The sequence below is a fragment of the Vibrio sp. HDW18 genome (genome assembly GCF_011306175.1).
Classification (GTDB): domain Bacteria; phylum Pseudomonadota; class Gammaproteobacteria; order Enterobacterales; family Vibrionaceae; genus Vibrio; species Vibrio chanodichtyis.
Map to the genome: position 1 here is coordinate 165303 of NZ_CP049914.1, position 15485 is coordinate 180787.

General features: G+C 45.1%; 13 protein-coding genes. 5 read left to right on the forward strand and 8 right to left on the reverse strand.

The features are described 5' to 3' along the window. Positions 1 to 247 precede the first annotated feature (247 nt). The 3 genes from G7083_RS12575 (at position 248) to sstT (ending at position 3281) form a co-directional block, all read left to right on the forward strand. Positions 248 to 1159 (forward strand): DUF368 domain-containing protein, encoded by a 912-nt coding sequence (locus G7083_RS12575; RefSeq protein WP_166015185.1) that lies wholly within the window; start codon positions 248 to 250, stop codon positions 1157 to 1159. A gap of 196 nt (positions 1160 to 1355) precedes the next feature. Beyond that, entirely contained in the window at positions 1356 to 1775 is a 420-nt protein-coding gene (locus tag G7083_RS12580; protein WP_166015186.1) for a hypothetical protein, read from the forward strand. Between the two features lie 297 nt (positions 1776 to 2072). Beyond that, the gene (sstT, locus tag G7083_RS12585; RefSeq protein WP_166015187.1) at positions 2073 to 3281 is read left to right on the forward strand and encodes a serine/threonine transporter SstT; all 1209 of its coding nucleotides are present in this window, start codon (positions 2073 to 2075) and stop codon (positions 3279 to 3281) included. Positions 3282 to 3346: 65 nt separating this feature from the next. Here sstT and G7083_RS12590 read toward each other — a convergent pair whose 3' ends face one another. The 7 genes from G7083_RS12590 to putP form a co-directional block, all read right to left on the reverse strand. After that, positions 3347 to 4099 (reverse strand): phosphatase PAP2 family protein, encoded by a 753-nt coding sequence (locus G7083_RS12590; protein ID WP_166015188.1) that lies wholly within the window; start codon positions 4097 to 4099, stop codon positions 3347 to 3349. A gap of 142 nt (positions 4100 to 4241) precedes the next feature. Next, positions 4242 to 6116 carry a PhoX family phosphatase gene (locus tag G7083_RS12595; protein ID WP_166015189.1) on the reverse strand — a complete coding sequence of 625 codons (1875 nt, stop codon included), beginning with the start codon at positions 6114 to 6116 and terminating at the stop codon, positions 4242 to 4244. A gap of 180 nt (positions 6117 to 6296) precedes the next feature. Then, a complete protein-coding gene (locus G7083_RS12600; RefSeq protein WP_166015190.1) occupies positions 6297 to 7136 on the reverse strand; it encodes an arginase family protein in 840 nt (279 codons plus the stop codon). A gap of 6 nt (positions 7137 to 7142) precedes the next feature. After that, positions 7143 to 7877 (reverse strand): IclR family transcriptional regulator, encoded by a 735-nt coding sequence (locus tag G7083_RS12605; protein WP_166015191.1) that lies wholly within the window; start codon positions 7875 to 7877, stop codon positions 7143 to 7145. A 322-nt stretch (positions 7878 to 8199) separates the two neighbouring features. Next, positions 8200 to 10089, reverse strand: a complete 1890-nt coding sequence (locus G7083_RS12610; RefSeq protein WP_166015192.1) for a methyl-accepting chemotaxis protein — start codon at positions 10087 to 10089, stop codon at positions 8200 to 8202. Positions 10090 to 10378: 289 nt separating this feature from the next. Further along, positions 10379 to 10615 carry a hypothetical protein gene (locus tag G7083_RS12615; RefSeq protein ID WP_166015193.1) on the reverse strand — a complete coding sequence of 79 codons (237 nt, stop codon included), beginning with the start codon at positions 10613 to 10615 and terminating at the stop codon, positions 10379 to 10381. A gap of 182 nt (positions 10616 to 10797) precedes the next feature. Beyond that, on the reverse strand, positions 10798 to 12288 hold the full coding sequence (gene putP / locus G7083_RS12620; protein ID WP_166015194.1) for a sodium/proline symporter PutP: 1491 nt from the start codon (positions 12286 to 12288) through the stop codon (positions 10798 to 10800). Positions 12289 to 12431: 143 nt separating this feature from the next. Between putP and G7083_RS12625 the strand changes: the two genes are divergently transcribed. Beyond that, positions 12432 to 12668 (forward strand): hypothetical protein, encoded by a 237-nt coding sequence (locus G7083_RS12625; RefSeq protein WP_166015195.1) that lies wholly within the window; start codon positions 12432 to 12434, stop codon positions 12666 to 12668. 42 nt (positions 12669 to 12710) lie between these two features. Here the strand turns inward: G7083_RS12625 and G7083_RS12630 are convergent, their stop codons facing one another. Next, complete coding sequence (locus G7083_RS12630; protein WP_166015196.1) at positions 12711 to 13574, reverse strand: AraC family transcriptional regulator; 864 nt, start codon at positions 13572 to 13574, stop codon at positions 12711 to 12713. Positions 13575 to 14289: 715 nt separating this feature from the next. Between G7083_RS12630 and G7083_RS12635 the strand changes: the two genes are divergently transcribed. Further along, complete coding sequence (locus tag G7083_RS12635) at positions 14290 to 15396, forward strand: PEGA domain-containing protein (protein WP_166015197.1); 1107 nt, start codon at positions 14290 to 14292, stop codon at positions 15394 to 15396. Positions 15397 to 15485: the final 89 nt, after the last annotated feature.

The window sequence follows — 15485 nt, forward strand, 5'->3', positions numbered from 1 at the left end:
ACCGCCAAATGGCGATATAAAGCAATGATATTGAACCGACAAATTTCCATTGAATGCTAATTATCTATAAATTAATCAATGAAAATAGTGTGAGATAGTACTCAAAATAGCCAACAATAGCTAATCACAACTCTCAAGCAGATTTTTGATAAGCCCGTTTATTAAATACAAGACAGCAGAAAAGTGCAGCTGCAAGTAAAGCAAGAGCAGGTATAATGGCGCTCTTATCCAATCGGCAGGAAACACAATGAACTACTTGATCACCTATTTAAAGGGACTCGCCATGGGCGCAGCCGATGTTGTGCCGGGGGTTTCCGGTGGTACCATCGCCTTTATTACCGGAATTTACGATACGCTACTGGAAAGCATTCGACGCATTAACCCTTCTTTATTTTCGGTATGGAAACAGCAAGGCTTGGCAGGTGTCATTCGTCACATCAATTTGTGGTTTCTGATTTCGCTATTTGCCGGAATTTCGACCAGTATTGCAACGTTAGCGAAGTTGATTTCTTGGTTATTAGTCACCCATCCGATCCCGATTTGGTCATTTTTCTTTGGGCTGATTGTGGTCTCCGTATGGCATATACTACGGCAAATCGAGCATAAGACACTATCACGTGCCGTTTGGTTAATAGCGGGCGTTATTTTCGCCTATGGCATTACGGTGCTGAAACCGCTAAACCTTGAACCGACTTATTTTAATGTGCTGATTTGTGGGGCAATTGCGATTTGTGCCATGATTTTACCTGGTATTTCCGGTAGTTTTATTTTGCTGTTGATCGGTATGTACACTCCGATTCTCAATGCGGTCAAAACCTTTCAACTGGATATTCTGGCACTGTTTTTAACTGGATGTGTGATCGGACTGCTCAGTTTTTCTCATCTGCTCACTTGGCTACTGCGCTATTACCGCGATATTACCTTAACTTTCCTCACAGGGCTGATGCTCGGCACCTTACCAATGATCTGGCCTTGGAAACAAACCCTCTCTTGGCAGATCAATTCACAAGGCCAACCAGTGCCGTTATTGCAACGTAATCTCTCTCCATTTGAGTTTGAAGCACTCACTGCTCAACCATCACAGTGGATGTTAGCCGTACTCCTGATGCTGGCCGCGATTGGATTAGTGTTAAGTTTAGAGAAATACGCCGAAAAATAGCCTGATTGATTCGCTCCTGAAAGCGGCAGCCGCTGGTTGCCGCAACCATTTTAGTTGACCACAAATGTCCCCCAAGCAATATTTGCTACAACTGAGTAAGTTCCGCCCATATTGGTGCAGTATTGGCACAGCAAATATCGCCAGATAATGCTAACCTCACCATAATTTATTTACTCAAGCTTAGGATCATGATGTGATGAAACTTCTCACCGGGATAGTACTGTTACTTGCACTCAGTGCTGGTTTTTTCGCCGACGATTTACGTGCTTGGTTATTTCCCGCTCAGCGCGATCTTAATCATTACTGTCTGCTCTCGCAGCAAAGCTGTGAACAAGCCGGAGTCAGTATGAGGCTAGAACCAGTGCTCAACGCCCCTGCCACCACTTATCGGCTGACAGTCGACTGGCCAAACGCCGGCGCGCAAAATTTAATCCTGACCTTACAAGGGTTGGAGATGAATATGGGCAGCGCCAAATTTTCCTTATCCCCAATAGGTTCCGACAGTTATAGTGGCGAGATCATTTTGCCGGCCTGCTCTTCAGGTACGATGACCTGGCTTGGTGAACTGAGTAATGGCCAGCAAACGGTGTACCCTGCCATAAAAATGGCACACTAAATACCACCCCATATGCCTGAAGCGGCTAACTTGTGGGTAATAATAATGACGATTGAGGGCAAACCAACCGAGCATTGCCCTTATGCACTTAACCTCAACTGGCTAGAGATGTTTTGCCTGCATTTTTATCGCAGTTAAGCAATAAATTCATCACTCCCTCTCAAAATAGACCGCTTATCACGCTAATCATCAATTATCGGTAGACACATTATATTGTGTGGTTAATATTGGAATCCTTCAGAATGAATAACTGAAGTTACAATAATTCAAATTTTTTGATAATTCACAGGGATAACTATGCAAAACAACTCATTTATCGCCCGTTTTGCGCGTGGAAATCTGGTATTGCAAATCTTAGCTGGCATCCTATTAGGCGCTGTTTTAGCTACTTTTTCACCGGAATACGCTCAAAAAGTAGGATTACTTGGCAATTTATTCGTGGGAGCGCTAAAAGCCGTCGCTCCAGTATTGGTATTTATTTTGGTTGCATCCTCTATCGCTAACCAAAAGAAAAACCAACACACTTATATGCGTCCGATCGTTGTGCTCTACCTTTTTGGCACCTTTTCCGCAGCACTGACCGCCGTGATCTTAAGCTTCCTATTCCCAACCACTTTGGTGTTAACTACTGGGGTCGAAGGGGTAACGCCACCACAAGGCATTGCGGAAGTTCTTAATACCTTGCTATTTAAATTGGTGGATAACCCAATTAGCGCGCTGATGAATGCCAATTACATCGGTATTTTGGCTTGGGGTGTCGGGTTAGGTTTGGCGCTGCACCGTGCATCTTCCACCACTAAAGCGGTTTTTGAAGATCTTAGCCACGGAATTTCACAAATTGTGCGCTTTATTATTCGACTGGCACCATTCGGTATTTTTGGCTTAGTCGCCTCCACATTTGCCACCACAGGTTTTGGCGCTTTAGCTGGCTATGTACAATTACTGGCGGTGCTACTGGGCGCGATGGCGTTTATTGCACTGGTCGTCAACCCAGTGATTGTGTACTACAAAATTCGCCGCAACCCTTTCCCATTGGTTTTACAATGTCTGCGCGAAAGTGGTATGACTGCATTTTTCACACGCTCCAGTGCAGCCAACATTCCAGTCAACATGGCACTGTGTGAAAAACTCAATTTAGATGAAGATACCTATTCAGTATCGATCCCTCTCGGTGCCACCATCAACATGGCAGGAGCCGCGATCACCATTACCGTTCTCACGCTTGCCGCAGTGCACACTTTAGGTATTGAAGTCGATCTGCTGACCGCTTTACTGCTTAGTGTGGTCGCCGCTGTTTCTGCTTGTGGCGCTTCCGGAGTGGCGGGTGGTTCACTACTGCTGATCCCACTGGCCTGTGGTTTGTTTGGTATTTCCAACGATATCGCGATGCAAGTGGTTGCGGTCGGCTTTATTATTGGTGTGCTGCAAGATTCTGCAGAAACGGCGCTTAACAGCTCTACTGACGTGATCTTTACTGCATCAGTGTGTCAAGCTGAGCAAAGTTAATCTTAAGCGTAATAAGATAACCATGACAAAAATGGGCAGACATGCCCATTTTTTCTGGGCGCTTGTTATACCCGAGGTCTGTGCGGCAACCATGATTGCCAATCTAAGTAAGGCAATGCATAGTTCAGTGGCACCAGCAAATATAGCGCACCCGCCAATAACCCAGCCCCGAATAAATCCAGCGGATAGTGCATGCCAAGCCATAGCCGACTATAAGCAATGCTGATGGTCCAACTCAGTAATACAGCTACATCGAGATAGCGTTTTTTCTCAGCCAACAGCTGACCAAAAAACAGTAAACACACCACTGCAAACACGGTATGCCCAGAGGGAAAAGAGTAATCCAGCTCTTGCTGCCAATGTTTAACTCGCCATGGGCTCACTTTTGATTCCATCGCCAGCAAAATAGCTTGTTGTTTAGGCTCAGACAGCAGATAGAAATGTTGCGGATTGGGTAATAACAGCGATTGTGTCATCACTTCAGTGTAAGGTCTTGGCTGTTCAGTTAGCGCTTTAATACCGACTTTCAGCACCATAGCCAGTCCAAGTAGCAGCATCAATTGTAGGGCTTTTTGTGACCATTGGTAGCGTAGTATCTGGCAACGCCATGTCACCCAAATCATCAGCAAAAGCAGAGAAATCAAAAAGCCTTGCTTACCCGCAGAATAAGTCAAATAGGTAATGGCTTGGCCAGTAGAGTCCTGCACTGGTTGGTAAAAATCAAATGGTTGTGACCATATACTCAGTGGAATTAATAGCACAATAAACATCAACATTAATGCTAAAGCATATCTGCGCTGCATAAAAAACACCGTCATCACTCTACTCCATCCCAGACCGGATGAGTATTCTAGTCATAACCTCCTTCAGCAATGCCAATAACATGTCAATTTGTTGGGCAAAAAATACCCCCAAAGCGAGGCTAGCTCGTTTGGGGGAAAGGGTATGAATAGCGATGACTTATGCGCCAATCACTCCGCCATCATCACGAGTAATGATCATCACCGTTGAGCGTGGTTTGGTTGTACCGCCATAAGGAAAATGGGATGGAGCCGCCTCTTCACCTGGATGCTGTACGCCCACAAACATGGTTTTATAATCTGGAGTAAACGTTAATCCGGTAATTTCAGAGGCAATCGGGCCAGTTAAAAAGCGTTTCACTTCGCCTGTTATCGGATCACCACACAGCATTTGGTTATTACCCTGCCCAGCAAAATCACCTTGGTTAGAATAGTTCCCATCCGTTTGAATCCATAGACGCCCTGCGGCATCAAAACCAATGCCATCTGGACTATTAAACATATTCTGTGCAGTGATATTTGCACTACCGGCATTCAGGGTACCTTTGTGCACCGTTGGATTACCCGCCAGCAAGTAAAGATCCCAAGCAAACACATCACTAGTATGATCACCTTGGGCTGGCATCCACCGTACAATCTGACCGTAGTGGTTATTTTCACGTGGGTTAGGCCCCCCCACAGGTTGGCCTTCTTTACCACGATTGCGATTGTTGGTCAGGGTACAGAACACATGCTTTTTGTCGGGATGAACCGCTACCCATTCAGGACGATCCATGGTTGTTGCTCCCACCAAAGTTGCAGCACGGCGTACAAAAATCAGCACTTCGGCTTGATCTTTAAAACCATTTTCTGGTGTCAATCCATTTTTGCCAAAACTCAGCTCAATCCAACGACCACTGCCTTTCAGTTCTTGTTGATCCATATCGAACTTCGCAACATAAAGAGTACCTTCATCAAGTAGATGGCGGTTTTGTTCATTATTTCCGGCTTGGTAACGATGTTTAGAAATGAATTTGTATAGATGCTCACCACGTTCATCATCACCTAAATAGACCACAACATGGCCATCATCATTGATAAGCAAGGCGGCATTTTCATGTTTAAAACGTCCTAAAGCAGTGCGTTTTAGTGGTGTGGCATTGGGATTATGTGGATCAATTTCTACGACCCAGCCAAAACGATTAGGTTCGTTAGGGTTTTTGGTTACATCAAAGCGTGCATCGTGTTTATGCCATTGGTAATCGCTCGGTGCAGCTTTAATGCCATAGCGTTTTTGGTCACTATCTACACGGCCTTCATGCTCCGTGCCAAAAAAATCATTAAAGTTTTCTTCACATGTCAGATAAGTGCCCCATGGGGTTTCACCATTGGCACAGTTGTTGAGAGTACCAAGCACATGTAAGCCGGTAGGATCCTCCGCCGTTTTTAGCCAATCATGTCCTGCGGCAGGACCCGTCATCTGCATTGGAGTATAAGCGGTCACTCGGCGGTTTCGCATACCTTGACGATCCACAACCCATTGACCATTTTTACGAACCACCTCAATCATCGTCAGACCGACTGCAGCCTGTGCTTTACGCACATCATCCGCGGTCATCGCTTTTCCTTGATATTCAAATAAATATTCGTAGTTAGTGTATTCATTATTAATGGCTAATACGCCGCGATCTTCACCAATAGGGAAGAAACTCATACCATCCGTATTATCACCAAACTGCATTTCTTGGGCTTTAGAGTCTTGTTTGCCACTTTGATCAAACTCTGGCGCGTTGGAAAAAATCGGGTCACCCCAAGAGATCAAAGGGGTCGCTGTATAACCTTTAGGTACAATTAGCCTATCTTCCATCGAGACTGGGACGGGTGAAAAATTAAGTAGTGTTGATTGAGCGGGCGCTGCCACTGCACTCGCCACCGGATTAACGGCTAAAAATGCCCCGGCACTGGCTGCCATACCGCCGGCCAAAAAATGGCGTCTGGACAGACGTGCTTCGATCATTTGACTAAATTGAGATTCGTGTTGATCACACTTTGACATTTGAGGCTCCTTGACTTGACTTTATGTTTATACCCTGAGATTTCAGGTGAATTATTTTGTGCAAGGATAGTGACCAAAAGTGACTGACAGGTGAAATTTCTATTGCTAAAACATGACAATGGCAAAGTATACGTAAGGAGCTCAACACCAGCCGTGCTGGCCTATCTTGAAACAATCCCTTTATGTCACGAGCACTAAATGCGGAGCTAAATTGATCAACTCATCGACAATTTCTTTAGTCTGCTTGGAATAGATCAGTTTATCTTTTGCTCCGACTAACTGGATATAACGCACCTTTCCTGACAGGATAATTTGGCGCAGTAAGCGCAAAATCACCTGATTATCCAATACGTGATGCATATCAATCCCGTGCCCAGCAACCAATGAGGCTAAATCAATATTTACCATCAGTTGTTCACTGCGCTCAATGTAACCACTCAACTGGTCTTTTAACTGGGTACGGTTTAAAAAACCACACTCTTGATGGCTGATCCAATCACAACCAAGATCTTCGGCGTACTCTAGTGTTTGTGCACTGATTTGCTCACTATCAATACCTATACAAAGCAGTTTACTGTGCGTAAAGCGCGATAAAGCAAAGTGGAAGGCGCTACCTAATTGCAAATCCAAACTGGGTTTCAACTCAAATTGATGCCCGATATGCACGATGCCAATATTGCTATTATCTTGGCTGAGTACCGCTAAACCATGCAACACAATCTCATGGCAGTTGGCCAACACCACAGGCACGGTACCAATAGCGATTGATTGGCTAAGTGCGGATTGAAAAGTATTGGCCTGCCCATCCACCAGCACATAATGGCTTGTCTCTGGGTATGTCGTGGTTGCCGATTGTTGCTGATACAACCAATCTGCGGCAACATCGAGGCTCTGCTGTGCTAATTCAAACGCGACCAATGACATTGGTTTGATCCGCTGGCTAACTGTCATAAAGCCAAACTTCGCCATCGAATGACTCACCGTACGATTTAAGTGGTGGCGTTTGAATAAGTTAAGCATGATCGATTACCTTTCTGGTGGCAACGCACGGGCGGCTTGCAATACATGTAAAATAATCCGTTGCTTGTTGCTTTCGACTCGATGGGCGGGAGCCATCACCGAAATTGCCCCAATCAACTTACTCCCTTTCATCACCGGAGCACTGATCCCCGAAACGCCGGGATCAATTTCCGAGGTGCTCACGGCATAACCATGATGACGTATCTTGGCAAACTCGTTTTGCCACTTGTCCAAACTTGGATCCTCGCCAAAATAGCGTAAGATCTTTTCACAACGTGCTGCAGGCATGTAGGCCAACATCACTTTAGAGGAGGCACCGCGAAGCAGGGGTTGACTTTGACCCTGGACGAAGCTGCATCGCAGTGCCTGCATACTCTCTTTTTGACTGACACACAATGCTCGATAACCGACCGGCACCATATAGGCGGCCATTTCCCCAGTCTGTTTTTGTAAACGACTTAACACGGCATCAACCGAATCAAGGTTATGTTGACTGGTTTGATAACTTCTCATCAGTAGCAATGCTGCCGGACCAATGATCAAGGTTTTGTCGTGTGGACTCTCTTCAATCAAGTTCCACTCTTTGAGCAGTTTCAAATGTCGATAGAGACTGCTAAGGGGCACTTGTAGTTGTTCACTCAATCCTTTTGCTGATACTGGCTCTGGGTTTACCGCAACTTGCATCAGCAATTGCAGTGATTTTTCATTAACTTGGTTAGCTGATGGTTTCATCTCTTTCATGGGTGTTTTTTAGCCTTTAATCGAGGGCGCCTCAAATACTTATTCTTATATATCGAGAAATAGACAATAACTAAAGCATTACATTCCTACATGGTGAGAATTCAACTCAAATTGGATAAATTAATCGTCACCGGCTATCTCGCAACAACTTGAAATGGCAGTTAAATGATCAGTCAGTGTGAGCCAAAACTTGCCCGCCGTTTGAGATACTGCACAGTGAAATGAGGGAGTAAAATAGCAGAAAGCCGAGTGAATACTCGGCTGAGTGACCACCAGCAGTCTAAAAGCGGCGGGTGGTCATCAAATGCGGATCAAACGAGAATTAAAGTGTAAAGCGGGAAATTTCCTTATTCAGCTCTTGTGCCATCGCATGCAACGATCGCGCCTGCTGTACAGATAACTGAGCTTCTTCGGCTAACTGATCACTCACTTCACGCACAGATTCAGTATTGATATTGATATCCGCCGTCACCAAAGATTGCTCTTCAGCCGCCGAGGCAATTTGCGTCGCCATATCACTGATGTGCTGAATCGCTTCACTGATCGCTTGTAAGCTAGTTCCTGTTTGGTTGACATCCGCAACACTGGTTTCCACCAAGTTATGGCTTTCCGTCATCGCCGAGACGGCGGTCGTCGTCACTTTTTGCAGACCTGAAATCTTGATTTGGATCTCTTCGGTGGAAGCATGCGTCCGCTGCGACAGCACTCGCACTTCATCGGCTACGACTGCAAAACCACGCCCCTGCTCACCGGCACGCGCCGCTTCAATCGCAGCATTAAGCGCCAGTAAATTGGTTTGCTCGGCAATCCCACGAATCGTCGACAAAATCGTCGATATTTCATTGGCATGTTCTTCTAGCTCACTAATGATCTGTACTGCAGCGGTAAGCTCTTGGGCTAACTGATCAATCGATTGTTTGCTTTGCTGCATCTGCATAAAGCCATCTTCACCTAAATGGACTGATTGAGTAGCATTGCGCGCGGTATTTTCAGCATTATTGGCAATTTCTGCCGTTGCCGATGCCATCTCAGTGACGGCGGTCGCCACCATAGTGATTTGATCTTGTTGGGTACGGATCCGTTGACTGGTTTGCGTCGCCGATGCAGCTAAATGATCGGCACCTTGATTCAGGGTGATGGAGACTTCGCGCACATTTTTTACCATCTGATGCAAGCTACCGATAAATTTATTAAATTTATCAGCCAGTAAACCCACCTCATCTTGGCTGTTTACCTCTAAGCGTCGAGTTAAATCACCATTTCCTTCGGCAATATCCGCTAATGCATTGGCGATATGGCCCAGATCATTCAGTTGACGCGCGACAAACCACGAGGTGAACAGTGCCATGATCAGCAAAACAGCAATCCCAATCCCAATTTGCACCATTAACACATCATTCAGTGGTTGTTCTAAAACTGACCGATCCATCACCATTACCAGTAACCAATCGGTATTCGCCACTGTCTGTGCCATCAAAAGATTATCACTGTCGTCAATACTCAATGGCAGTAGCGTCCGTAACTGCGCAGCACGATTTAATTGCGCCAAAGTAAGCTCGGCAGAAATATCTTCGGTAGGTTTTAAAATCAACTCTGCGTTTGGATGTGCAACAATTTTGCCTTTCTGGTTGACCAAAATGGCATAACCGTCACCAGGCACCGCAATCGCTAATACATCTTGGATAAGTTTATCCAGTGCCAAATTGGAGGCAGCCACTCCGATCAACTTACCATTGTGGCGCACAGGCTCAGCCAAAGTCACCACTAAAGTCTGCATGGTGACGCTGACATAAGGCTCGGTAGTAATTGGTTTACCCGCGGCTTTCGCCTCCTTATACCAGTCACGGATACGAGGATCATAGCCTGCGGTATTCAGCGTAGGATCTTGGCGAAACATCTCGCCTTGTTCGTTACCGTAGTAACTCAGGCCAAACGATCCCGCTTGTAGGGTTTGTCTTAAATGTGGCACCAGCTCTAACTGTGGATTACTTTCAATCTCTTCACGAAGCCCCTTTAAGGCTAGTTGCTTCCCAGTAAACCAATCACCAATACCTTTAGCATGAGCGTGCAAGGTATTACGGCTTTCACTTTCAATCGCTCGCCAACTCTCTTGCTTAAATAACTGATAACCTGCCACCACTAAAGCGACTGCCGTCACCGCTATCGCGACAACCACAGAGCAAACCATTTTTCTCTTTAGACTTAATCGCATCAGCAATACTCCACTCACATTCAATTACACCAATATGTGATCAAAGTATCTAAGCGTCAGGAAATTACTTTGCGAAAGTTCGCACAATCACAAGTATTGAGGAAGCAAATAACTAATCTGTGAGATATCGTCCATAATTCTAAATAGTTATACTCAGCGTCGACAAATAATCGGAAAGTGTATAAAACAAAAAACCAGCAACGTATTGGATTTGCTTGCAGCTAAGCAGCAAACATCAGATCACTCTGTGGTGATCACCAATTGAGAGAGGAAAATCACTAAGTGTGATTTAAGAAATGCGGACACTAGTACTAGTTAATAAATCATGCGACTGAATACGCTCATTTTGCTGATTACACACTCGGCAAAAATACTGTTTTTCCATCTGGTAATAGTGCTGGCCATGGATCAGCATAGTGAGGAATTGTTGGAATCCTTGCCAACCGTCAGGCTGTTCTTGCACCCTCTTCATCAGAGCTTTATGTGCAGTTTGTTTGCCACAGCAACGACAATAAGCTTTTGGCATGACGGATCCCTCTTATTCACTGGTCACTATTGATAATTGACGCATTCTGCAGCGATAGGTTCCGCAAACATAATTTGTTATACAAATTTCGTGATCTGTATTAGAAAATTGTTCAATAAACACTGAGTGATATTGAATAAGCCTCGTATTCACGAGGCTTATTCAACAATTTGATGAGAAAGTTATGCCAGTTCGCGTAACTGCTTTTTAAACTCAAGATGTTGTGCTTTGACTTGCGCTTCGGGCTGCTCGGTCAGCAAGCTCACCACCACAATCGCTAACGTGGCAAGGATGATCCCCGGCACAATTTCATACACATCAAACCAACCGCCAGTCAGTTGTTTCCATACTACTATGGTCACTCCTCCTACCACGATCCCCGCTAAAGCACCGTGGCGATTCATCCGCTCCCAATACAAACTTAGGACTAAGGTCGGACCAAATGCCGCACCAAATCCAGCCCAAGCGTATGACACCAAACTCAGAACTGAACTGTCTGGGGTCATCGCCAGCAGTAATGCCAGTACAGAAATGATCACCACACCCACGCGGCCCACCCGTACAATCTGCTCGGAACTGGCATCGGTTTTCACTAGTTGTTTGTAGAAATCTTCCGCTAACGCAGAGGATGACACCAACAGTTGTGAATCAGCGGTACTCATGATCGCAGCCAAAATCGCCGCCAACAAAATGCCCGCAATCACTGGATGAAACAGTGAATTGACCAACAACATGAAGATCTTTTCACCATCGTCCAACTGAATCGAACCTGATTGAGTGACAAAAATTAACCCAGTCAAACCAACCAAAATCGCACCGACCATTGAAACCCCAGTCCATACCACAGCAATGCACCGTGCCGTCGTCAAATCTTGATTTGAGCGTGAAGCTTTAAAACGCGCCAATATGTGCGGCTGACCAAAATAGCCTAAGCCCCAAGCCACCAGCGATAGAATGGCAATCGCAGACAACGGTTCACCTTGTGCATCATTCCACAGCGTCAACAGCTCGGGATTAATTGCAGTTAAATCCTGATCAAGCTGCGTCAAGCTACCATTCATCGCAACCACGGGCACCACCATTAACGCGGCTGCCATCAGTAAGCCTTGCACTAAATCAGTCCAAGATACCGCTAAGAAACCGCCAAATAAGGTATATGAAACCACACAAATAGTACCAATGATGACCGCGGTGGAATAATCGATACCGAATACGATTTCAAACAGTTTTCCGCCGGCAACCAAACCTGAGCTGGTATAAAAAAGGAAGAATAACAAGATAAAGAATGCCGAAATGGTTTGGATCAGTTTCGATTTATCGTTGAAACGACGCGACAAAAACTCAGGCAATGTCAACGCATCGGTCGTAATACTGTAAGTTCTTAAGCGTTTGGCATTAATTAACCAGTTAGCCCATGTGCCAACCAGTAGACCACCCGCCAACCAGAATGCTTCAATCCCCGCAGCATAAGCGTAACCAGGTAAACCGAGCAGTAACCAACCACTCATATCGGATGCACCGGCAGAAAGTGCCGCAGGCCACGGGCCTAATGAACGACCACCGAGAAAGTAGTCGGTTGAGTTTTTCGTTCGCTGATAAGCGTAAACCCCAATCGTCAACATCAAAATGAGATAGACGATAAAGGTGGTTGTAATAGCAAAGCTATTTTCCATGGTGTGTTGTCCTCGTTAAAAGCTGGCGGCAAATGCGATTTGCTACGGAAACATGATCAAGCTTGGTATCCAAAACCGGCCGGATTGAAATTTAATGCTCATTCAACCCGATGCCTGACTTTACGCTCAGTTTGAGCTTGATCATGCTTTCGACATCACCGCCAATACTCGGGGCGGTTCAGTCAGGCTTGCTGCAATTATTAGCGGTGTATTTTGAGTGTCAGAAGAGGATTTGTCAAAAAGTCCTGACAATTTGTCAAAAAAGCCGAATTGAAACCAAAAACAAACAATTTATCAGCAATAGCATTACAGCTTTTATTTGTGAATACGCGGCAAAGCAGGAGGGTAAATATGTAAAAATGACGCTCTCAACAAGCTAAACCAGTGTGGGGCATACGAGATAGAGTTCGCTGACACTCCGCTTAAGAGACCGCAGACCAACGCCGTTTATATTGTGAAGGGGAAATACCATGCAATTTTGCAAAAGTGTGGGTAAATGCGCTCTGATTCGAAAAACCAGTCAGTTCAGCAATCTGGCCTAAATTCAGTCGCCCTTGTTCAATCAGCTGTTTGGCCATATCGACACGTTTATTGAGTACATATTGATGTGGCGTGACGCCCATCTGCTCTTTAAACAGTACATGAAACTGACTCTCACTTAAAAAAACGCTGCCCGCTAATTGCGCGACCGAAATACGCTGCGCCAAATGCTGTTCGATGTAACGATCCACCACTTCAATATCAAAACGAGACTCTTTATGAGCACTGGCTAGCGCACTGATATGGCGTTGCAATAGTGCCACTACAGTATCATTGCAGGCTCGGCCAAGCAGCAGATCGTCAGGACTCGCTTGCATTTCTTGCACCAACATCTGGATCAAACGTTGGATCTGACCATCTAACTGAAAGTAGATTTCACTCGTGGTCAGCTCATTGAGTTTACGTAACAGCAAAGGATCATCATCGCTCGGCGTTGGCATGTTTAATACCAGAATATCCGATTGCCCAACGATGCCACCAAAAGCATGATCCGAGCCTGAGGTCACCACGCAACCTTGACCTGGACCAACAATATTACCCATACCGCGCACTTCAAATTCCGCTTGGCCCTTCAGACCAATCACGATTTGGGTGTAGCTATGATCATGGCACGCCATATGCGAAGGCAAGGTGATCAGCTCGGCTGGTTTAGGTAACAGAACTTTGGGCATCAGAGAACGATTGGCGACATCAGGAGCATGCGATTGAGTCATTTCAACCTCATAAGGTGTGGTTTTCGCGGCCATGGTATACCAAATTGTCCGAAAACGAAATGATTCCCATCTGCTCACCAAACACAATAAACTACGCACCAATTGATTTGGTAAATAATAGAAGCGCGTGGCTGCCCACTCCGCGCTGCGTTGTTTGATGGCGAATAACACCGCTAATCAGCGGCCTTTCTCATTCTGTCATCGACCTCAATAGTTTGTCTATTTCAGTCAACTTATCCCGACGCTTAATGTTGTCCGTTTAAGCGACAAAAGTTTGGCAATCAGAGCATGTTCAGCAACAGCAGCAGCGTGTAATTGGGTAATATCCCCCTCACCAAGCAACGCGGTTTCATGATTAGATTACCCATTCTCTGCACACGAAGTGATGGCATCGGATCTCTAAAAATGATCAACCAGACACATAAAGCCTGAATCTAGAGACGGTAATTGGGTGAATTTTTTATCTCGGAACAATGATCAAGTGCACATAAATTACGGTCAATGTGTACTCAATTTAAAAAACGTTAAAGTGGATCGGAAAACTCAGCTTGCATATTTTTCTAATCTGCTCAAAATGAAAATACTTAGTTCTAAAGTTTAAAAAATCAGTCACCTAATGCATGACTAGAGATAACTTTGGGCTAAGAGGAATAATATTTGCATTAAATAATTCAGCTATCTACACAGCTGTCAAAATTTTGTCTTTCCCACTGTATTGTGGCTAAACGTAAATGTGTTGCAGGGACCTATGATTAAACGCCGTATCCCAGCGCTATTGCTTGCGCTATTCCCTCTATGGGTATCTGCATCGGTGTACGCCGAGGAGGTCACTCAAGTTGACCCCGTTGTGGCTATCGATGAAAAATTGAGTAATAAACAGAACGAAATCAACGCAATTATCACCGACTACGAAGTAGAAAGTGCTAAGTTGCAACAGTTGAAAAATGAGCAAAGCCGATTGAAACGTGAAGGCGAAGAGTTAAACGCCAAGCGTAATCGGGCCAAGTCCGAGTTGGATAAGCAGTATACCCGTCTTCTCGAAGATCCCGACACCGACTTAGTCACCTTCCAAAAACGCTATCAAGAAGCTTGGAATACGCTAAAAGGTAACCAATCACAAAAGTTAGACAACGACCAAGCTGTCACTGAAATTGAGATGCGTCTATCGCAGATTAAGCAAAGACAAGCTCGTTTGAACACGGAGCTAACCAATTTGGAGGAGTCCAAAATTGAAGCACGTGTCAAGCGGTTAGCCACTGAATTACGTGAAAGTAATGTGTTGGAAACCAGCTTCAAAACCAGTTGCTCAACCAACATGACCTTAGGTGAATGTGCCAGTCAAGGACAGCATCTGACCAAACAGAAAGCGGTCAAGACCTTTCGTGATAAGCTGATCAGCAATTTAACCGAATCAGTGATCGCCAACCGCAATCTCAAAGGTGTTGAACTCAATATTCACATTCAAGAAAGTCAGATGATCCGCTCTGGTTTCGAAGGTAACAACGAATATTTCACGCTGATGCAAGCTCAACTGCAGGCCAAACCCGAAGCGATAGCCGCTTGTAAGCTGCTCAACGTTGAAACACGTTACTGCTTACAAGGAAAATCAGGCTCAACCGCACAGAAAAAGCAAGATAAACAGTGGGCAAATGTGACCGTTCGTTCTGATCAATACAATGATTCAGTGACCATTAACGGCATCAACTATGGCAGTACACCAGTTGAATTAGTATTACCGGCTGGCCGCCATCAGGTAACGTTATCTAAAGAAGGTTATGAAACCTATAATCGAATGGTTACGGTCAGCGGTAATGATACGGTATGGGTCAAACTGAGACCGAATAAAGACAGTTAATGGCATAAAATATCCACAATTTTTTGCCGAGATTCACAAACTTGTCGATAAAACGCCATTTTGTCATTAAGTTATTGAAAGATGACTTC